14 protein-coding genes and 1 tRNA gene are annotated in these 21004 nt (G+C 71.7%); 5 read left to right on the top strand and 10 right to left on the bottom strand.

Annotated elements, in window-relative coordinates; all coding sequences use genetic code 11:
• The first annotated feature begins 203 nt into the window (after positions 1-203).
• Positions 204-1955, top strand: coding sequence for a helix-turn-helix domain-containing protein (locus AC0VYL_RS23825; RefSeq protein ID WP_475481558.1), 1752 nt, complete (start codon positions 204-206; stop codon positions 1953-1955).
• A gap of 232 nt (positions 1956-2187) precedes the next feature.
• Here AC0VYL_RS23825 and AC0VYL_RS23830 read toward each other — a convergent pair.
• From AC0VYL_RS23830 to eno, 6 genes are all read right to left on the bottom strand, one after another.
• Positions 2188-2261, bottom strand: a tRNA-Leu gene (locus AC0VYL_RS23830).
• A 131-nt stretch (positions 2262-2392) separates the two neighbouring features.
• Positions 2393-3769 carry an NAD(P)/FAD-dependent oxidoreductase gene (locus AC0VYL_RS23835; RefSeq protein WP_475456139.1) on the bottom strand — a complete coding sequence of 459 codons (1377 nt, stop codon included), beginning with the start codon at positions 3767-3769 and terminating at the stop codon, positions 2393-2395.
• Between the two features lie 358 nt (positions 3770-4127).
• Positions 4128-5120, bottom strand: coding sequence for a Ppx/GppA phosphatase family protein (locus AC0VYL_RS23840; protein WP_475481559.1), 993 nt, complete (start codon positions 5118-5120; stop codon positions 4128-4130).
• Entirely contained in the window at positions 5117-5701 is a 585-nt protein-coding gene (locus AC0VYL_RS23845; protein WP_475481560.1) for a DUF501 domain-containing protein, read from the bottom strand. Before AC0VYL_RS23845 ends, AC0VYL_RS23840 begins: the two co-directional genes overlap by 4 nt.
• A 52-nt stretch (positions 5702-5753) precedes the next feature.
• A complete protein-coding gene (locus AC0VYL_RS23850; RefSeq protein ID WP_475463219.1) occupies positions 5754-6128 on the bottom strand; it encodes an FtsB family cell division protein in 375 nt (124 codons plus the stop codon).
• A 162-nt stretch (positions 6129-6290) separates the two neighbouring features.
• Entirely contained in the window at positions 6291-7574 is a 1284-nt protein-coding gene (gene eno, locus AC0VYL_RS23855; RefSeq protein ID WP_475456145.1) for a phosphopyruvate hydratase, read from the bottom strand.
• 204 nt (positions 7575-7778) lie between these two features.
• On the opposite strand from eno, the gene AC0VYL_RS23860 reads away from it, so the two are divergent.
• Positions 7779-8984 carry an FAD-dependent monooxygenase gene (locus tag AC0VYL_RS23860; RefSeq protein ID WP_475481561.1) on the top strand — a complete coding sequence of 402 codons (1206 nt, stop codon included), beginning with the start codon at positions 7779-7781 and terminating at the stop codon, positions 8982-8984.
• A 131-nt stretch (positions 8985-9115) separates the two neighbouring features.
• The gene (locus AC0VYL_RS23865; protein ID WP_475456149.1) at positions 9116-10558 is read left to right on the top strand and encodes an FtsW/RodA/SpoVE family cell cycle protein; all 1443 of its coding nucleotides are present in this window, start codon (positions 9116-9118) and stop codon (positions 10556-10558) included.
• A 1-nt stretch (position 10559) separates the two neighbouring features.
• Here the strand turns inward: AC0VYL_RS23865 and AC0VYL_RS23870 are convergent, their stop codons facing one another.
• The 3 genes from AC0VYL_RS23870 to cysC form a co-directional block, all read right to left on the bottom strand.
• Positions 10560-11903 carry a short-chain fatty acid transporter gene (locus AC0VYL_RS23870; protein WP_475481562.1) on the bottom strand — a complete coding sequence of 448 codons (1344 nt, stop codon included), beginning with the start codon at positions 11901-11903 and terminating at the stop codon, positions 10560-10562.
• A 335-nt stretch (positions 11904-12238) separates the two neighbouring features.
• Positions 12239-12994 carry a MazG family protein gene (locus AC0VYL_RS23875; protein WP_475456153.1) on the bottom strand — a complete coding sequence of 252 codons (756 nt, stop codon included), beginning with the start codon at positions 12992-12994 and terminating at the stop codon, positions 12239-12241.
• Complete coding sequence (gene cysC / locus AC0VYL_RS23880; RefSeq protein ID WP_475481563.1) at positions 12994-14571, bottom strand: adenylyl-sulfate kinase; 1578 nt, start codon at positions 14569-14571, stop codon at positions 12994-12996. The genes AC0VYL_RS23875 and cysC overlap by 1 nt, the downstream gene beginning before the upstream one ends.
• A 405-nt stretch (positions 14572-14976) precedes the next feature.
• Here cysC and mfd point away from each other — a divergent pair, with 405 nt between their 5' ends.
• Positions 14977-18576, top strand: coding sequence for a transcription-repair coupling factor (gene mfd / locus AC0VYL_RS23885; protein ID WP_475481564.1), 3600 nt, complete (start codon positions 14977-14979; stop codon positions 18574-18576).
• A 63-nt stretch (positions 18577-18639) separates the two neighbouring features.
• Here mfd and AC0VYL_RS23890 read toward each other — a convergent pair whose 3' ends face one another.
• Positions 18640-20229: a cell division protein PerM gene (locus AC0VYL_RS23890; protein ID WP_475483571.1), complete on the bottom strand. Its 1590-nt coding sequence runs from the start codon at positions 20227-20229 to the stop codon at positions 18640-18642.
• Between the two features lie 219 nt (positions 20230-20448).
• Between AC0VYL_RS23890 and AC0VYL_RS23895 the strand changes: the two genes are divergently transcribed.
• Positions 20449-20913 carry a DUF1707 SHOCT-like domain-containing protein gene (locus AC0VYL_RS23895; RefSeq protein ID WP_475481565.1) on the top strand — a complete coding sequence of 155 codons (465 nt, stop codon included), beginning with the start codon at positions 20449-20451 and terminating at the stop codon, positions 20911-20913.
• The last annotated feature ends 91 nt before the right edge of the window (positions 20914-21004 follow it).

The raw sequence follows: 21004 nt of genomic DNA on the forward strand, positions 1-21004 counted from the left end.
TCCCTGGAAAGAATGTCCCTGAATGAGCAGGGTTGACTGATTCAACAGTCCCAGAACCGCCCCCCGCCGACCTTGTGGGACGGGCCACTCTTTGCCAGCCTTATTTGTTCACCAGAACAAACTCAGGCACACGCGCCCCGGCGCCGCTCCCTCGCCCCTCCAGTAGTGTCGGTTCCCGGACCCGACCGGTGAGGAACCACATGATGCCTGGTCAATCAGGATCACAGAGTGAAGAAGGCGCGGGGCTGCCCCTGCGCAGACTCCTCCTGGCCCTTGGCGACCCGATTCTGGACGTCGCCGCCGCACCGGACGGGCTGGATGTTCAGGTGGACAACGTCGTGATCATCGACCCCGAGGACCGGGTGGAGGCCCGCGAGGGGGACCTGGTCCTCCTGATCGGTGTGCGCGGCGGGGCCGCCCGCCGCCTGGTCCGAGCGCTCGCCGCGCAGGGGGCGACGGCGGTCGCGGTCAAGGCGGGCGGGTACGCGCCCGCCGAGGAGACCATCCCGCCCTCCTCCGAGTCCCGCCGGTCCAGGTCCGGCGCCGACGAGCTGCGGACCCTGCGCGCCGAGGCCCAGGAGAACGGCGTGGCCCTCCTCGCGGTCCGGCCCGAGGTGCGCTGGGACCAGCTCCAGTCCGTGTGCCAGAGCATCGTGGACGACGCCCGGCTGACCACCTCCGAGGATCTGGGCGAGGCCACCGGCGACCTGTTCTCCATGGCGCAGACCATCGCCCAGCTCACCGGCGGGCTGGTGAGCATCGAGGACTCCGCCAGCCGGGTCCTGGCCTACTCCAGCGGCGCCGAGGTGGACGAGCTGCGGCGCCTGTCCGTGCTCGGCCGCCAGGGGCCCGAGTCCTATCTGGCGCTCCTGCGGGAGTGGGGCGTGTTCACCAAGCTCCGCGCGGGCGAGGAGGTGGTCCGGATCGAGGAGCACCCCGAGCTCGGCATCCGCCGCCGCCTCGCGGTGGGTATCCACGCCGGACGCCAACCGCTGGGCGCCATCTGGGTGCAGGAGGGTTCACAGCCCCTCTCCCAGCACGCCGAGGAGGCCCTGCTCGGCGCCGCCCGGACGACCGCGCTCCAGATGATCCGGCAGCGTACCCAGACCAGCGCCGGGCTCCGGCTGCGCGAGGACCTGCTGTCCAGCCTGCTTGAGGGGCGGATCGACGCGAGCGCCCTCGCGGACACCGTCGAGGTGCACACCGAGCGGGCCGCCCTGGTGGCGGCCTTCTCCCTCAGCCAGCCCGAGGCCGAACCCGAGGGCACGGACGGTGAGCGCCCGGACCGGCCCGTACGCGAGCTGCGCCGACGCCAGCTGATCGACCTGGTGTCCGTGCACACGGCCGCCTACCGGCGCAGTTCCCTGGTGACCGAGCTCGACGGCCGCGTGTACGTGCTGCTGCCCGACCTGGCCCGCGGCCCCGGCGGCGACGGCTGGCGCGGTGTGGAGCAGTCGGTGCTGGCGCTGACCCGCAAGACCGTGGCCGCCGCACGGGCCGCCCTGGGCCTGCGCGTGCAGGCGGCCGTGGGTTCACTGGTGGAGCGGCTGCGCGACGTGCCCGAGTCCCGTGGCGAGGCCGACCGGGTGCTGGACGCGATGGGCCGCGACCTGGACGGCGGCACGGACTGGGAGGTGGCCACCATCTCCGACGTGCGCTCCCGGGTGCTGATCAGCGAGACCCTGGCGCACCTGCGCGCCGACCCGTCGCTCCGCGACCCCCGGGTGAGCCGACTGATCGAGTACGACCGGGCGGGCGGCGCCGACCTCGTGCACTCCCTGCTGGCCTACCTGGAGGCCTTCGGTGACGCACGGGCCGCCGCCGAGAGGCTGCACATCCACCCGAACACGCTCCGGTACCGGGTGCGCCGCGCCGCCTCGGTGAGCGGGATCGACCTCTCCGACCCGGGCGAGCGCCTGTTCACCCAGCTCCAGCTCCTCATGGAACAGGGCTGATCCGCACACGGGTCCCCGGCCAGCCCGGCCTGCGAGCCCCACCTGGTCACCTCAACCGTGGGTCCCGACCGTTCTCCTCAACCACGGGCCGTGAGACCCACCCGGGCCCTCACCCCCAACTGTGAGTCCCGTCCGTGCACCTCAGCCGCTGGGGGTGACCGAACACGGGCCGAAGCGAAGCAAGCACACCTGAACCCGCACCACAGCGAAGCGGAGATGCAGGAAGACAAAGTACCCCCGGTCGGACTCGAACCGACACTTGTGACCCTTTTAGGGGGCCTGCCTCTTCCATTGGGCTACGAGGGCGTGGCCCATCATACCGGCCGGGCCGATTGCCCACTTTGGTTCGGCTTGGCCGGATGGGGACACGAAACGACCGGCTTCGCGAGGAAGCCGGTCGTTTCGTTCGTGTTCGCAGCCGAAGGCGTCGCGCGGGGTCAGCTCACGCGGCGCAGGCGGCCGTCCTCCACCTGGGGCTGGCTGGCCTCTTCGAAGGCCTGGCGCGGCTCGGACATCTCCGGGAGCGCGGCGAAGTCGCGGCGCAGGAAGAAGGCGAGAGTCCAGTCGGAGAGGACCCGCAGCTTGCGGTTGAAGGTGGGCACGGCGAGCAGGTGGTACGAGCGGTGCGCGTACCAGGCGAGGCGGCCGTTGAGCTTGATCTTGCCGAACAGCTGGGCCGCGCCCTTGTGCAGGCCGAGCCCGGCGACGGCGCCGAGGTTCTTGTGCTGGTAGGCCTTGAGCTTGCCGTTGCGCAGGGTCGCGATGACGTTGTCCGCGAGCACCGGGGCCTGGCGGACCGCGTTCTGGGCGTTGGGCGGGTAGTAGCCGCCGTTGCCGTCGGGGACCTGGGCGTTGTCACCGCCGGCGAAGACGTTGTCCGTGCCGTTGACGGTCAGGTACTCGCTGGTGTCGACGTGGCCCTTGGGGCCGAGCGGCAGGTCGCTGGCGGAGACGACCGGGCTGGGCTTGACGCCCGCGGTCCACACCAGGGTGCCCGCGTCGAACTCGGCGCCGTCGCTGAGCTTGATGCGCTGGTCGACGGCGGATTCGAGGAAGGTCTTGAGGCGGACGTCGATGCCCCGGCGGCGGAGCTGGTTGAGCGCCTTGCCGCCGACCTCCGGGCCGACCTCGGGCAGGATCTTGTCCGCGGCCTCGATGAGGTAGAAGTTCACGTCGGAGAGGTCGATGGAGGGGTGGAGGCGGACCGCGTCGCGGACCATGTCCTCCAGCTCCGCGATGGCCTCGGCACCGGCGAACCCGCCGCCGACGAACACGAAGTTGAGCGCCTTGGCGCGCACGGCCTCGTCGTCGGTGGAGTCGGCGATGGTGAGCTGGTTGAGCACGTGGTTGCGCAGGTAGGCCGCCTCTTCGACGGTCTTGATCCCGATGCCCCACTCGGCCAGGCCGGGGATGGGGAGGGTGCGCGAGACCGCTCCGGCCGCCATCACGAGGTAGTCGTAGTGGAGCGTCTGGGGCTCACCGACATTGGGCTCGTAGCGGACCGTGTTGTCGGCGTGGTCGATGCGCACGACGCGGCCGCCCAGCACGCGGACGCGGTCGAAGACCTTCCGCAGCGGGACCACGACGTTGCGCGGGGAGATGTTGCCGGCGGCCGTCTCGGGCAGGAACGGCTGGTAGGTCATGTAGGAGTTCGGGTCGATGACGGTGATGCGGGCTTCACCGGACCCGAGCTTCTTCTCCAGTCGCCTCGCGGTGTACATCCCGAGGTAACCGCCGCCGACGATGAGGATGTGCGGGATCTCCGCCTCGTCCCCGCCGCCGTGCACCAGCCGGTAGTTCCTGCTCTCGGTCATCGCATTTCCGCCCTAACGGTTAATCTTTGGCGCCCTTGCCTCAAGGGCCGCGAAGGCTGTCACGGTCTTCGGTGCCCCGCACCGGGGTCCGTGGTGCCGTGGTTCGTCCTGCTTGTGCATTCTTTCACAAGCCCCTCCCCGCAGGAAGGTTCACATTCGCCCACCTTCCCACCATCCTCACGTGCAAGGCGACGACGTTTATGCAGGTCAGGCGGGTTGTGAATGCATTCACAAGAGTCTTCCGGGTGACGCGTCTCACCCAGGGGCCCTGTGGGCCCCCCTCGAAGGACCCCTCCGGATCGGCCGAAGGTCCCCTTCGAGGAGGCTATGTCCTCTTTAGTACCAGTTTGCCCTGATTCTACTCAGGGGCGATGAGACTCCACGCGACACCGTCGAGGATGTCGTGCTCACTCGCGGTGAAGCGGTCCGCGCCGGTGCGCGCGAGCACACGCGACAGCACCAGCGCACCCGCCGCGATCACGTCCACGCGGCCCGGGTGCATCACGCCGATCTCCGCGCGCTCCGCGTGCCGTGAGGCCAGCAGCTCACCCGTGATCCGCTCCAGGTCCTCGGCCGAGACCCGTGCGTGGTGGATCCGCTCCGAGTCGTACTCCGGCAGGTCCAGCGCGATCCCCGCGACCGTGGTCGCGGTCCCCGCCACACACACCACCGAACCGGCCTCCCGCAACGGGACGACCTTCTCCACCTCGTCCAGGGCGGCGTCGATGTCGGCCGTGGCCGCCTCGATCTGCTCCCTGGTGGGCGGGTCGTCGCGCAGGTGGCGCTCGGACATGCGCACGCAGCCGACGTTCACCGACAGGGCCGCGCGCACGAGGTCCTCGTCGTCGTCCAGGCCGCCCAGCACGAACTCCGTGGAGCCCCCGCCGATGTCGACCACCAGGAACGGCGGCGTGAAGTCCACGTTGGCCTCGCCCTCGGCGGCCTGCGCCTCCAGCTCGGCCGTGGCGCCCACGAACGAGAGCTCGGCCTCGTCCAGACCGGTCACCACCTCGGGCTCCACACCCAGGATCGCGCGGACACCGTCCACGAACTCCTGGCGGTTGCTGGCGTCCCGGGTGGCGCTGGTGGCGACCATGCGCACCGCGTCCGGACCCAGCTCGATGCCGTGCGCCTCGATGGTCTCCGCGTAGCCGCGCAGCGCCTCCAGGGTCCGCTCCAGGGCCTCGGGCGCGAACGCGCCGGTCTCGTCGACCCCCTGACCCAGCCGCACGATCTCCATCCGGCGGTCGACATCGACCACCTGGACCTCGTCGTCGCCCAGGAACACCACGTCCGCGATCAGCAGCCTGATCGAGTTGGTTCCGCAGTCGATCGCCGCGACACCGCTCATGAAGCGTCCGTCCCTTCAGCGCCCTCGGGGGCGCTCTCGTCCACGCACACGCACGGGCCCTTGGCCCACCACTCGGGAAGCTCGGTCAGGGCCTCCGCCCCGAACGGGTTGGTGCCCGGCGCGGCCAGCTCGTGGCCGACCAGCGCGTGCAGGCACTTGACCCTCGTCGGCATGCCACCGGTGCTCTGCATGCCCTCGGGCAACGGCTCCAACCCGTCGGCGCGCGCCTGCTCGGCGCGCTCCTCCAGGTAGGACTCGTGGGCCCTGGTGTAGGCCTCCTGGAGCTCGGGCTCCTCCCCCAGGCGCTCCTGCATCCGGCGCATGCGGCCCTCGTTCTCCAGACGACCGATCGCGGAGGCGGCTCGCGGGCATGTCAGGTAGTACAACGTCGGGAAGGGGGTGCCGTCTTCCAGGCGGGGAGCTGTCTTCACCACGTCGGGGAGGCCACAGGGGCATCGGTGCGCGACGGCACGGACCCCGCGCGGCTGGCGGCCCAACTGGAGTTCGATCGCGGCGAGGTCCCGTTCGGACGCGGGACCGCCATCGGTGTGCCCCGGAACGGGCTGATCTGCGGAAGTCATGACCAGCCCAGCATAGTTGCCGCCGCACCCGGACGGGCCGGGTCCGCGGGGCCTACAGACCGGCGTCGGGGTCCGGGCTGTCGGCCTCCTCGACCGTGCGCCACAGCTCGGTGAACCACGGCTCGGTGGGCTCCGCCGGGTCAGCCTCCGTCTCGGCCTCGGACTCGGGCCGAATGACGATGTAGGCGGTCTCGTCGGGGTACTGGTAGTGGAGCCGGGCGCGGGCCTCGCGCTCCACGAACGCCTCGTCGCTCAGCGCCTCCTCGCGCTCCTGGAGGTCGGCGACGTTCTCCTCCATGCGGGCGCGGTCCTCCTTGAGCTGCGCGATCTGCGACTGCTGCATCACGTACTCGCGCAGCGGATAGGCGAGGCTCAGCGCGATCACGCACACGACCAGCGCGAGGATGGCGGCGCGGCTGGTGAGCATGGGCCGCACCCGGGAGGTGCGGCCCACGCCGGAGTCCTTCGTGCCCGCGTCACCGGCGCGCCTGGCGCCGTTCCGGGCAGCGGCCTTCGCAGGCCTGTCGGCTTTGGTCGCCTTCTTGGCCTTTGTGGGCGGCTGCTTGGATTCGCGGGACACTGGGGCAGACTAGCCGCGCCTGGCGAACCTCGGGAAGGCCGACACGCCCGCGTAGACGGCGGCGTCGTCCAGTTCCTCCTCGATGCGCAGAAGCTGGTTGTACTTGGCGACCCGCTCGCTGCGCGCCGGGGCCCCGGTCTTGATCTGCCCGGCGTTGGTGGCCACCGCGATGTCCGCGATGGTGGTGTCCTCGGTCTCGCCGGAACGGTGGCTGATCATCGCCGTGTAGCCGCTGCGCTGGGCGAGGGAGACCGCGTCCAGCGTCTCGGTGAGGGTGCCGATCTGGTTGACCTTCACCAGGAGCGAGTTGGCGGTGTCCGCGAGGATGCCGCGCTGGAGGCGCTCGGGGTTGGTGACGAACAGGTCGTCCCCGACCAGCTGGACCTTGGCGCCGAGCTGCTCGGTGAGCTTCTTCCAGCCGTCCCAGTCCTCCTCGTCGAGGGGGTCCTCGATGGAGACCAGCGGGTAGGAGTCGACGAGCTCCGCGTAGTAGGCGGCCATCTCCTCGGCCGTGCGGGTCTTGCCCTCGAAGGTGTACACGCCGTCGGAGAACAGCTCGCTGGCGGCCACGTCCAGGGCCAGCGCGATGTCGGTGCCGACCTTGTACCCGGCCTTCTCGATCGCCTCGACGATGAGGTCCAGGGCGGCGCGGTTGCTCTCCAGGTCGGGGGCGAATCCGCCCTCGTCACCGACGCCGGTGCCCAGGCCGTGGGACTTCAGGACGGCCTTCAGGGAGTGGTAGACCTCGGTGCCCCAGCGCAGGGCCTCGGAGAACGTCGGGGCGCCGATGGGCGCGACCATGAACTCCTGGATGTCGACGTTGCTGTCGGCGTGCGCGCCGCCGTTGAGGATGTTCATCATCGGCACGGGCAGGACGTGCGCGTTGGGACCGCCGATGTAGCGGAACAGCGGCAGACCGGCCTCCTCGGCGGCGGCCTTGGCCACGGCGAGGGAGGTGCCCAGGATGGCGTTGGCGCCGATCCGGGACTTGTCCGGGGTGCCGTCCAGGTCGATCAGCGCGCGGTCGATGATGCGCTGCTCGTCGGGGGTGTGGCCGAGCAGTTCGTCCGCGATCTCGTCGTTGACGGCGGTGACGGCCTTCGTCACGCCCTTGCCGCCGTACCTGTCGCCGCCGTCGCGCAGCTCGACCGCCTCGAACCTGCCGGTGGAGGCACCGCTGGGGACACCAGCTCGGGTGATGGTCCCGTCGTCGAGCAGGACCTCGACCTCGACTGTCGGGTTGCCCCGGGAGTCAAGGATCTCCCGCGCCTGGACTGACTCGATGGACGCCACGATCTCTCCGTATCTTCGGTGTCTGGGCCCACAGTTCCGGACCCGGACACGAGACTAGCGACCCCTGAGCCGGTCAGTGGCGTCCGCCCTGCCACATTGGTCTAGTCCATACGGGTCATCGGCCCCCGGAGCCCCTCCCCGCTGGTCCTCCCAGGCTTCTCGGTCTAGCGTGAGGGATCCTCGACACCCAAGGAGTTGTCGACCGTGACCGCTGTTCGAACCGTCCTTGTCTCCGGGGCCAGCGTCGCCGGACCCGCCCTCGCCCACTGGCTCCACCGGTACGGGATCCGCGTCACCGTGGTGGAGAGGGCCCCCGCTCCCCGCACCGGCGGGCACGCCGTCGACGTGCGCGGCGTCGCCGTCGACGTCGCTCGGCGCATGGGAGTGCTGGAGGCCCTCCGCGCCCGTGTGACCGAGACCTCCCGCACCGTGTTCGTCCGCGCGGACGGCCGGATCCGCGCCGACATCGGCACCACCATGGACACCGACCACGACCGGTCCCTGGAGGTCGTGCGCGGCGATCTCACCCGCATCCTGCACGAGCCCACCACCGCGTACACGGAGTACCTGTACGACGACACCGTCACCGCTCTGGAGGAGACCCCGCACGGGGTCCGCGCGACCTTCGAGCGCACCGAACCCCGCGTGTTCGACCTGGTCGTGGGCGCCGACGGCCTGCACTCCCGCACCCGGGGACTGGTCTTCGGCCCCGAGGAGCGCTACGCCCGCTACCTGGGCGCCCTGATCAGCATCGCCACCGTCCCCGACCTCCTCGGCCAGGACCGGGAGGTGCGCCTGTACAACGAGCCCGGCCGCGCCGCCGGGATCAGCACCTCCCCCCGCTTCCCGGGGGCCAAGGCCCTCTTCCTCATACACGAGCGCGAGCCGCGGGGCGTGGACCGGGCTCCGGAGGAGGAGCAGAAGGCGTACCTGCGCGCACGCTTCGCCGGGTCCGGTTGGGAGTGCGCGCGACTCCTGGACGGGCTGGACGACAGCCCCGACTTCTACTTCGACTCGGTCACACAGATCCGCATGGACCGGTGGTCCCGGGGACGGGTGACGCTGCTGGGAGACGCCGGGTACGGCCCCTCCCCCATGTCCGGCCAGGGCACCACTCTGGCGCTGGTCGGCGCGTACGTGCTGGCCCAGGAGCTGTCCCGGCACGCAGCCCCCGCCGTCGCGCTCGACGCGTACGAGGCCCGGATGCGCCCGTACGTCCTGGCCAACCAGGCCATCGCGGACACCGGACTGGGTTTCCTCGCGCCGCGCTCCCGCCTGGGCCTGGTCGGGCGCGACGTGCTGCTGAGGTTCAGCGGGCTCCTGTCCCGGCTGTCCGGTCTGGACACACGGGTGGCCGACGCCGCCGAGGGGATCGACCTGGACGCCCCCGCGCCGCCCAGAACCGGCTAAACCGAACCGCCCGGAAGTGGCCGTTCCCCTTGCCGGGTCCACGGGCCTGTCTATAGTTCCCACTGAGGGCCACCGTCCCCCCATCCGTGCCCGGAACAGCCACGGCCCCGCGTGAACGGTAGAGGACGAGCATGGCCAACCCGAAGACCGACCCGGTGGACGGGGCCCTGCGCCCCGCACGACAGAGACGCGCCGAGCTGGCGTTGCTGCTCGCCTCGATCGGGGTGACCTTCGCGGCCCTGCTCTACGCGTCGCTGTCGGTCACCGGAGGTGTGGAGAACCGCGTCCTGGTCTACGGACTGGTGCTCGGCGCCGGAGCGCTCGCCCTGCACGTGCTGATGCGGTTCGTGGCGCCCTACGCCGACCCCGTGCTGCTCCCCGTCGCCACCGCGCTCAGCGGGATCGGGCTCACCATGATCTGGGCGCTCCAGATGACACGGGACCAGGCGCCCGGCAGCAGCGAGGCCGACCGGCAGCTGATGTGGACGCTGGTCGGCATGGTCCTGTGCGCCGCCGCCATCGCGTTCGTCCGGCAGCCGCGCCGCCTCACGATGTACACCTACCTGATCGCCCTGGTCGCGCTGGTCCTGCTGCTGCTCCCGCTGTCGCCGCTGGGCCACGAGGTGCTCGGCGCCCGGCGGTGGATCATGATCGGGCCCTTCACCATGCAGCCCTCGGAGTTCGCGAAGGTGCTCCTGGTGATCTTCCTGGCCTCGTACCTGGGCCGCCAGCGCGAGGTGATGGCGCTGGTCACCCGGACCTTCCGGATCGGCGGGGTGAAGGTGTTCAGCGCGCCGCGCGCCCGGGACCTGGCCCCGATGGCCGTGGGCTGGGGCGTGGCGATCCTGCTACTCGTGGGCACCAAGGACCTGGGCACCTCGCTGCTGCTCTTCGGCACGTTCCTGGCGGTGCTGTACGCGGCCACCGCCCGCAAGTCCTGGGTGCTGATCGGGCTGGTGGCCTTCTCCGGCGGGGCGTACGTCGCCTACCTGATGTTCGGGCACGTGCAGAACCGGGTGCGGATCTGGCTGAACGCGTTCGACCCGGAGGTGTACCACAGCGCGGGCGGCAGCTTCCAGGTGGTGGAGGGCATGATCGCCCTGGCCTACGGCGGGCTGCTGGGCACCGGGTTCGACGGCGGCAACGCGCAGAACCTGTTCGCCGCCGACAGCGACCTCATCCTGGTGTCGACGGGCGAGAAGCTGGGCCTGACCGGGCTGATGGCGGTGCTGACCCTGCTGCTGCTGTTCGCCCAGCGGGCCCTGCGCATCGCCCTGGGCTGCCGCGACGTGTTCCTGAAGCTCACCGCCCTGGGCTACGGGTTCATCACCGCGTTCGACGTCTTCATCGTGCTCGGCGGCGCCACGCTGATCATCCCGCTCACCGGTATGACCACGCCCTTCATGTCGGCGGGCGGATCCGCGCTCATGGCCAACTGGCTGATCGTGGGTCTGTTGCTGACCATCAGCGAGTCCGCCCGCCGACCGCAGGAGTCGTTCAGTTCGGGGCTGGCGCCCGGCGACCCCTCGACCGAGGTGATCAACGTGCGCGACCTGCCCGACGGCATCCGCTGACTCAGGTCAGGAACGTGATGCACAGCGAGGCGACGAGGATGCCGAAGAGCATCACGACCGCCGAGTAGCCGAGGATGCGGCCCGCCCTGAGCTTGGTCAGGGCGAGCAGCGGCAGCGCCCAGAACGGCTGGATGCCGTTGGTGAGCTGGTCGCCCATGGCCACGGCCATGACGCCCACCCCGGGGCGGATGCCCAGGGTCTCGGTGGCGCCGATGACCACCGGCCCCTGCACGGCCCACTGGCCACCGCCCGAGGGCACCGCGAGATTGACCAGGCACGCGCTGATCAGGGCCCAGAACGGGTACGTGAACGGGGTGGAGAACGAGATGAACCACTGGGTGATGACCTCCAGCAGCCCCGAGGTGTCCATGATCCCCATGATCCCGGCGTAGAAGGGGAACTGGATGATCACGGCGGAGGCGTTCCGCGCCCCCTCCGCGGCGGCGGCCGAGTAGCCCGCCAGCGTCCCGTGCAGGCCCAGCCCGGCCATGAGGAACGCGAAGTTGAGCAGGTTGATGTCCATGCCCACCACACCGTTGGTCACGAGCGCGGGCACCAGGTGGACCAGCCCCACGGCCACCACCGCGTACACCAGCACCCGGCTGTGCATGAGGCGCTGCGCCGGGGACAGGGCGCGCAGCTCGTCGCGGCCGGGCCGACCGGGGCCCGGCTCGCTGTCGGAGGTGTCACCGATCTCCTCGCTCTCCTCCGCCTTGGGGGTCATGCTCATCAGCAGCAGCGGTGCGCCGATCAGCATGGCCGCGAGGAAGACCAGGTTGAAGGGCTGGAAGACGGTCTCGCTGAGCGGGATCAGGCCGATCTGGTCCTCCAGGAAGTGCCCGGGGGTGTTGACCAGCAGGGGCGCCGAACCGGACAGGCCGCTGTGCCAGACCATCAGCCCCGTGTAGCCGCCCGCGACGACCAGCGGGAAGTGCACCCTGATCCCGCGCTCCTTGCAGGAGCGGGCCACCTCCACGGCCAGCAGGGCACCGGCGATCAGACCGAGCCCCCAGTGCACCATGCCCAGGAGCGCGGAGCCCACGGCCGTGACCAGGACCGCCGTCAGCGGCCCCCGGGCCAGCCCCGCCACCCGGAGGATCGCCCGCCGCGCCGGGGGCGAGGACGCCAGTGCGTACCCGGTGACCAGGACCAGGGCCATCTGCATGCCGAACTCCAGCAGGCCCCAGAACCCGCCGTACCAGTCCCCGACCAGCTGGATCGGCGTTCGGTCGGTGAGGAACAGGGCCATCCCGAAGACGAGGGCGGACAGGATGACCGCGAAGACGAAGGCGTCCGGCACCCATCTGGTGCTGAACGCCGCGAGGGCGTTTCCGAAGCGGCGCATGAGGGGCTCCCACGTGTACGGGGGCCCGGACCGCGGCGGAGGGTGCCGGAGCCCCGGGCCCCGAGGTGAGAGCACTGTGTTGCACGGGTCACACGGGAGTCAAGATCAACTTGACCTATGTGAGGTTCTTCCGAGCTGGCCCAGCCGTTCGCGGGGTGCGGTCGACGGGTGGACCCGCCGTAACGGGGCGGGGAGCGACGATCGTGCTGCTCCGGACGCCGGGGCGGAGCGCGACTCCCACCGGGTCGCGTGCACCGTGGTCGGCCGCAGGCCGGGACCGCTCCGTGGCGTTCCGGCCCCGGGCGGGAAACCGCGCCGGGGCCGTCACCCTCCGCCTATCCGGTCTTCGACCAGTACGTGCGCCACTGTTCGTCGGTGAGCTCGCGGGGCTCGTGGCCCTCGGCTCGGGCGGCCTCCTCGGCGGCGCGCACACGGGTGTCGAAGCGGCGGGCCGCCAGGCGCAGGTCGCTCTCCGGGTCACGGCCCTGGTCCCGTTCCGCGGCCACGGCGGCGAACAGCTCCCCGCCCTCGGAACCGTCGTCACCCACCAGGTCGGCGGGGAACCCGTTGCGCACGGCCCGCTTCTGGAGCTCGTAGGCCAACAGCACGGCCGGCTGGGCGAAGGGCACCCCGTCCAGTACCGAGGTCTCACCGCTGCCGCCCCTGGCCTTGGCCTTCGCGGAGCGCTCGGCCGCCTTGATGGCCTCCCAGTTCGACCACACCTCGTCGGTGCCGGACACGTCCTGGCCGCCGAACACGTGCGGGTGGCGACGGGTCATCTTGTCGATGATGGCGTCGGCCACGTCGTCCACCGTGAACCGGGCCGGGTCCCCCTCGGGGCGCTCGGCGCCGATCGCGGCGTGGAAGACCACCTGGAGCAGCACGTCCCCCAGCTCCTCGCGCAGCTGCGGGTAGTCACCGTCCTCGATGGTCTCCAGGGTCTCGTAGGACTCCTGGATCAGGAACTTCGCCAGGGACTCGTGGGTCTGGGTGCTGTCCCACGGGCACTCCCGGCGCAGCGTCTCCATCACCTCGACCAGGCGGAGCATCCGGTGCCCGGGCACCGGTGGGGTCGGGGCGTCGCTCGTCATCAGTCCTCGCTCACGTGCTGGTCGGAGGGGAGCCAGCCGCCCGCACGCAGGGCGTCCAGCACCAGGGCCACGGACTCGGAGGGGTCCGCGCCCACGGTGTCGACGACCAGGTCGGCGTCGGTCGGCTCCTCGTAGGGGTCGGAGACCCCGGTGAACTCGGGGATCTCCCCCGCGCGGGCCTGGGCGTACAGGCCCTTGCGGTCCCGGGCCTCGCACTCCTCCAGGGGCGTGGCCACGTGTACCAGGAAGAAGTCCCCGAACTCCTCCACCATGGCACGGACCTCGGCCCGGCCCGACGCGTACGGCGCGATCGGCGCGCAGACCGCCACCCCGCCGTGGCGGGTGATCTCGGCGGCCACGTAGCCGATGCGCCGGATGTTGAGCTCGCGGTCCTGCCGGGAGAAGGTGAGCCCCTTGGAGAGCACGCGCCGCACCACGTCGCCGTCGAGCAGGCTCACGGTGCGGCCGGAGCGGCGGACGCCGTCGCACACACCGCGGGCGATGGTGGACTTGCCCGAACCGGACAGGCCGGTGAAGAGCAGGGTGAGGCCGCGCCGGGTGCGTGCGGGGCGCAGCCGGGCGAGCTCGGCGCCGACCCGGGCCGGGGTGAACCAGGCGGGCAGTTCGCGGCCGTGCGCGAGCTCCGCCGCGACCTCCTCGTCGGTCGGCTCCGCGAGGACGGTGCGCGGGTCCACGTGGGTGAGGGGCTTCCACAGCGCCTCGTTCGCGTCGTACCGCCACGGTTCGGGGTCCAGGACGGTCAGCGGCGGCCGCTGCGCCATGACCCGCTCGGTCTCGGGCGCGTGCCCGCCCGCCTCGACCAGCAGGTGGGTGGCGCCGTAGGCGGCGGCGACGTGGCCCGCGAGCGCGGCGTCCCGCTCGGTCCAGGAGCCGCCGAGCGCGCCCGTGGCGCGGGCCCGGGACCGGGGCAGGGTGACGACGGCGAACGACGTCCGGGGCGGCAGCAGCGGTTCGGCCGCGAGCACGGCGTCGGCCAGTCCCGCGTCGTGCAGGCCGGTGTCCAGGATGACCAGGACCTCGGCCCGCCCCAGCGCCTCGGCCTCGGCCCGGATCTGGTGCAGGGCCCGGTGGTGCAGCGGCCGGTCGGTGACCACGGCCAGCAGGGGGCGGTCGGGCTCCAGCCCGCTCTGGGCGCGGACCTCGGCGGGGGTGGACCGCAGTTCCCTCAGGACCCCGTAGGTCGGCGGCCGCAGCAGGGTGACGTCCCCCGCCACGTGGTGCACGCCAGGTTCACCGGGTGACTCCCAGCTCTCGCTCACCACCAGCTCGGCCAGGGGCGCGCCCTCCAGGTCGGTGAGGGTGAGCCGCTCCCGTCCCGCCAGTTCCTCCGGCACCTCCAGGGTGACCGGAACCGGCCAGGGCCGACCGTCGGGCAGACGTCCCCGGAGCGCCACCGACTCCGCCTGTTCGCGGGTCATGAACCCGGCCAGCGGGTAGGCGCCGCTGAGGATGAGCTCCAAGTGGGCGAGGCCGTCCGGACCTGGTGCGAAGGCCGGGGCACTCGGTCGGCCGCTGTCGCCGTCCCGTCCGCTCCCGTGTCTGTGGGCACTCACCACGCGCTTCCTCTTCTCTGGCCGTTCAGCGGAACCCTCCACGAGCGTCCAGCGTATGCCCGGCGGATCGCCCGCCCCGGCGGCGAACCCGTCACTCCGGAATATCAGCAGTTCAGAGCGGGTTCTCCTCCTTGTGACCTCTCCGGATCACCGTGGCCGAGGGCAGGTCGGGGACGCGCGGGAACCGAACCGCCGACCTCGCGACCGGGCCCGCGCGCGACGGTGGTACTGGATAAGCTGAGGGAAGCCGGGTGGCCACGCCCATCCACACACACGGCCGCCCACAACCGTCACCGGACCGTCCCCACTCGACTCGCGGGACGGCGGCAACCGTGCCCGCCGCACGCGGGTGTCGGCGTCAGGGCAGGACCCGACTCCTGAACCGGACCACTTCCAGTTTTTGGTGCTATGAGCCTCATTGGACTTCTCGCCGACGTCTCCACGGACCCGGCACTGCACAGTGCGATCGAGACCGCCCGAAGCGGCCGCGATCCCCATCTCGACCTCGTCGCCCCGGCGGCTCTGCGCCCCTTCATGGTGGGGGCGCTCGCCGCCGACTCCCCCGTGGGCGCGAACCGGCCGGTGCTCGCCGTCACCGCCACCGAGCGGGAGGCCGCCGACCTGACCGACGCGCTCGGCTCACTGCTGCCCGCGGACTCCGTCGCGCTCTTCCCCGCCTGGGAGACCCTGCCGCACGAGCGGCTCTCCCCGCGCTCGGACACCGTGGGCCAGCGTCTGGCGGTCCTGCGCCGTCTGGCGCACCCCGACCCCTCGGACCCCCTCACCACCCCGCTGCGTGTGGTGGTGGCCCCGGTCCGCAGCGTCCTCCAGCCCCTGGTCGCCGGGCTCGGTGACCTCGAACCGGTCCGTATCCGGCCCGGTGACGAGGCGTCCCTGGAGGACGTGGTCAGCTCCCTGACCAACACCGGCTACGCCCGCGTCGACCTGGTGGAGAAGCGCGGCGACATGGCCGTGCGCGGCGGCATCCTGGACGTCTTCCCGCCCACCGAGGAGCACCCGCTCCGGCTGGAGTTCTGGGGCGACACCGTCGAGGACATCCGGTACTTCCAGGTGGCCGACCAGCGCTCCATCACTCCCGGTGAGAACGGGGAGGCCGCCGACTCCCGGGCCGCCTCCGGCCTGTTCGCCCCGCCCTGCCGCGAGCTCCTGCTCACCGAGACCGTGCGTGAGCGGGCCCGCGCCCTGGCCGCCGAGCACCCCTCGCTGGCCGAGGTGCTCACCAAGATCGCCGACGGCGTCTCGGTCGAGGGCATGGAGGCGTTCGCCCCGGTGCTGGCCGAGCGCATGGAACCCTTCCTGGAGTACCTGCCGAAGAACGCCATGGTGGTGGGCTGCGACCCCGAGCGCATCCGGACCCGCGCCGTGGAACTGGAGGCCACCAGCGCCGAGTTCCTGGACGCCTCATGGATCAACGCCGCCTCCGGCGGCGAGGCCCCCATCGACCTCGGTGAGTCCGCCTACATGTCCATCTCCGAGCTGCGCTCGGTCGCCAGCGGTCTGGGCCTGCCCTGGTGGGGGCTGACCCCCTTCAGCGCCGGCGAGGACGCGGGTGAGGAGGACGACGCGGTCGTGGTGGGCGCGGTGCCCGCCGACTCCTACCGCGGCGACACCGAGCGCGCCCTGGCCGACGTCAAGAGCTGGCTGCACGACAACTGGAGCGTCGTGCTGGTCACCCAGGGGCACGGTCCCGCCGAACGCCTGGTGGCCATGCTCCGGGACGCCGGGCTGGGGGCCGCGCTCTCCGCCGACCTGGTCGCTCCGCCCAAGGAGGCGATCGCGACCGTCACCACCGGTCTGGTCGACCACGGCTTCCTGCTGCGGTCGGTACGCACGGTGGTCCTCACCGAGACCGACCTGGTGGGGCAGAAGTCCTCCACCCGCGACATGCGCCGCATGCCCAGCCGCCGCAAGGGCACGGTCGACCCCCTCCAGCTCAAGCCGGGCGACTACGTCGTGCACGAACAGCACGGTGTGGGCCGCTACCTGGAGATGGTCAGCCGCCAGATCCAGGGCGCCACCCGCGAGTACCTGCTCATCGAGTACGCGCCCTCCAAGCGCGGCCAGCCCGGCGACCGCCTGTTCGTGCCCACCGAGCAGCTCAGCGAGGTCACCCGGTACGTCGGCGGCGAGGCGCCCACGCTGTCCAAGATGGGCGGCGCCGAGTGGAGCAAGGCCAAGAGCCGCGCCCGCAAGGTCGTCCGCGAGATCGCCGGTGACCTCATCCGCCTGTACTCGGCCCGGCAGGCCTCCCCCGGGCACGCGTTCGGCGCGGACACCCCGTGGCAGAACGAGCTGGAGGACGCCTTCCCCTACGTGGAGACGCCCGACCAGCTCGCCGCCATCGACGAGGTCAAGAAGGACATGTCCAAGTCGGTCCCGATGGACCGGCTGATCTGCGGCGACGTGGGATACGGCAAGACCGAGGTGGCGGTGCGCGCCGCGTTCAAGGCGGTCCAGGACGGCAAGCAGGTGGCGCTGCTGGTGCCCACCACCCTGCTGGTCCAGCAGCACCTGTCGACCTTCACCGAGCGCTACGCGTCCTTCCCCGTCACGGTCAAGCCGATGTCGCGGTTCCAGACCGACGGCGAGGTCGAGCTGACCCGCGAGGGCCTGCGCTCCGGCGAGGTCGACGTGGTGATCGGCACCCACCGCCTGCTGTCGCAGGAGACCCGGTTCAAGGACCTCGGCCTGGTCATCATCGACGAGGAACAGCGCTTCGGTGTGGAGCACAAGGAGGCCCTGAAGCGGCTGCGCACCCAGGTGGACGTGCTGGCGATGTCGGCCACGCCCATCCCGCGCACCCTGGAGATGGGTCTGACCGGCATCCGCGAGATGACCACGATCCTCACCCCGCCCGAGGAGCGCCACCCGGTGCTCACCTTCGTGGGGCCCTACGAGGACAAGCAGATCACCGCCGCCATCCGCCGCGAGCTCATGCGCGAGGGACAGGTGTTCTTCGTGCACAACCGGGTGGCCTCCATCGACAAGGTGGCGGCCTCCATCAAGCGGCTGGTCCCCGAGGCCCGGGTGGCCTACGCGCACGGCCAGATGAACGAGCAGCAGCTCGAGAAGGTCATGGTCGACTTCTGGGAGAAGAACTTCGACGTGCTGGTCTCCACGACCATCGTCGAGTCCGGCCTGGACGTGCCCAACGCCAACACGCTGATCATCGACCGCGCCGACACCTACGGCCTGTCCCAGCTGCACCAGCTGCGCGGCCGGGTGGGGCGCGGCCGCGAGCGCGCCTACGCGTACTTCCTGTACCCGCCGGAGCGCCCGCTCACCGAGACCGCCTACGAACGGCTCGCCACCGTCGCCCAGCACACCGAGACCGGCGCCGGCATGTACGTGGCCATGAAGGACCTGGAGATCCGGGGCGCGGGCAACATCCTGGGCGCGGAGCAGTCCGGGACCATCGCCGGTGTGGGCTTCGACCTCTACGTGCGCATGGTCGGTGAGGCCGTCGCCGAGCTCAAGGGCGACCCGGAGGCGGTGGCCGAGGTCGAGACCAAGGTGGAGCTGCCGATCAACGCGCACATCCCGCACGACTACGTGCCGGGCGAACGCCTGCGCCTCCAGTCGTACAAGCGCATCGCCAGCGTCACCAGCGAGGCGGACATCCTCGCCGCCTACGAGGAGCTCACCGACCGCTACGGCACCCCGCCGCAGCAGGTGGACAACCTCATGGCGGTGGCCCGGTTCCGGGTGCTGGCCAAGTCCGCCGGGCTGGCCGACGTGGTCATGCAGGGCAACCAGATCCGCTTCTCCCCGGTGGAGCTGAGGGAGTCCCAGGAGCTGCGGCTGCGCCGGATGTACCCGAGATCCATCCAGAAGGAGTCCGCGAAGACCCTCCTGGTGCCGGTCCCGAAGGCGGGCGGGCTCGGCGGCAAGCCGCTGCGCGACCTCGAACTCCTCAAGTGGTGCACCGACCTGGTCAACTCCATCTTCGAGCCCGACAAGCGCAGGGTCGTCCCCAAGGGCGACTGACCTCCCCGGAGGAGACAGTGGGGGCACGGCCGACGGCCGTGCCCCCACGTTCGTCCCCCGACCTCAGTCGCGGCGCTCCACCTCGTCGGGAGCGGCCTCGTAGGTGATGCCGTACATCTCCTCCTCGGCCTCCTCGTCCGCTCGGCCGCGGCGCCACCAGCCGCCCTCGGCGCGCCGGTCCGCGCGGCGCTGCGCCCGCAGCTCCCGGCGGGCGTCCCTGCGCGCCCGGCGCTCCACCACGCGGTCGCGCCCGCGGGCCCGGCGTACACGGCGCAGCGCCGCCCGGCGCTCGGCGACGGTCGGCTCCGGCACCTCCTCCACCACCCGCTCCTCCTCGCGGGGGCGCAGCGCCGTGACGGTGGCCAGCCCCTTGCCGACCGGCACGTCGTCGGGCAGCTCCACCACGGGCACGGCGGGTGCGGGGCGCGGCTCCGCGGCGGTCTCCCCCCGCTCGGCGGCGACCCGCCGGGACTGCCTGCGCGTGTACCACCAGTTGGCGATCCAGGCCGCCACCGCGGCCGCCACCCCCACTTCGAGGGCGGCCACCACACCCACCTGCCAGGCCGAGGGGCCCACCTCGCTGAGCCGCTGCGCCCCCAGGGAACCGCCCGCGACCCCGGCCAGGGCCGCGAACAGCAAGCCCGTCGTCACACCGCACACGAACCCCCACAGGGGCGCCGCCTCGCTGACCACGTCCGGCGCGCTGCGCTGGGTCAGCACCCCGCCGATCGCCCCCGCCACGAACGGCACCACCAGGGCGCCGAGGGACAGCACCGGGGCGGCTCCGTTGGAGGGCAGCGCCGCCAGCATCGGCAGCGCCGGAACCGCGCCCACCGACACCTCGGTCGGCGCGACCACCGTGGACGCCCCCATCGCGAACCCCGGACCGAGCGCGTAACAGACCGCGAACACCACCGCGTTGGGCAGGTACGCCAGCTGCACGATCAGCAGGAGCGTCCCGCCGACCATCCCCGGCCCCAGCGACCGCGTGATCTCGACCGCCTCCGGCAGGTTCAGCCCCAACGCCACCAGGAACAGCACCAGCCCCCCGACCAGCAGTGTTCCCGTGGACGCGAGCATGCCCACCAGCAGCGACCTCGACCGCGCGGGCATGAGGTCGAGCAGGTCGCGCGCGGCCACGCCCTTGTCCCGCATGAGCTGGCGCAGCACCCCCAGCCCGCCCGCGATGAACGCGATCACGAACCCCATGAGGAGCGCGCGCGGCATGCTCGGCACGGCCTCGTCGGTGCGGGCCAGGAGCGCGAGCGTGCCCGCGATCGCCGCGTAGGGACCGGCGATGGCCAGCGCCGCCCGGTGCACGTGCCGGAGCCGCCCGATCACGCAGCCGCGCGCCAGCCAGCGGCCGAACCGGTACAGCAGCATCCCCGGCAGCAGGACCAGGCCCATCGGCAGCAGGCTGATCTGCCCCTCCGCGAAGGAGAAGGAGACGTGGTGGCCCACCAGCCAGGCCAGGACGGCCCCGCGCAGGAGGTCGGCGATGTCCTCGCCGAAGGTGTCGTGCGGCGCCGCCACCCACCCGGCCAGGGTGAGCGTGACGATCACCGCCAGGCCGATGCCCGCCGCGGACGCGGCGGCGATCCCGCCGGTCGCGTAGATCGGACGGCCCGCCGCCTCCGGCGGTGACGCGGGCACACCCTCGGAGGCCCCGTCGCTGGTGCTCGTGGACCGCTTCGACTGTCGGCCTCGGTCGGGGGGAGATCCTGGCGTACTCACCCGACTTATGCTGCCAGGGACCGGAATGCTCCGTGGTATCCGGGCGGCGCGTGTCGTGCCCGCGTCACCTCGGGGGAACGCCCGACAAACGCGATACGTCGTAAGATGACAGCCCGCCCCCCGCACGAAGGACGCCCCATGTCAGAGCTCGAACCCGACCGCGGCTACCGGTTGTCCGACACCGAACGCGACGACGCCCTCGGGAAGCTCCGCGTGGCCTTCGAGGAGGGGCGGCTGGACACCGAGGAGCACGAACAGCGCTCGGACGCCGCCCTCCGGGCCGTCAACAGCGCCGACCTCGTCCCGCTCTTCGACGACCTCCCGCCCGGGCTGGCCCCCGACGCCGTCGCCGTCCCCGAACCGGCCTCACCCGCCGTCCCCGACGAGGACACGGCCGAGGTCTCCGAGAAGGACAAGGGAGTGAACGTCGGCGGCCTCCTCGGCTGGGGCGGCTTCCTCCTCCTGGTGTGGGGCACGCCCTCCTTCGTCAGCGGCAACGTCTACGCCATCACGGTCTTCCTCGGGTTCTTCTGCCTCATGGTGATCGGCCCCCTCGTCGGGCAGCTCGTCGCTCGGCGCGGGCGCCGGGACCGGAACGGCTGACCCCCGCACACGAAACGGCTCCGCCCCGCCGACCGGATGTCACCGGCGGCGGGGCGGAGCCGTGCTGAACGAGCGCCCTGCGGGGCACGTC

The sequence above is a fragment of the Nocardiopsis sp. iso_238 genome (assembly GCF_056173325.1).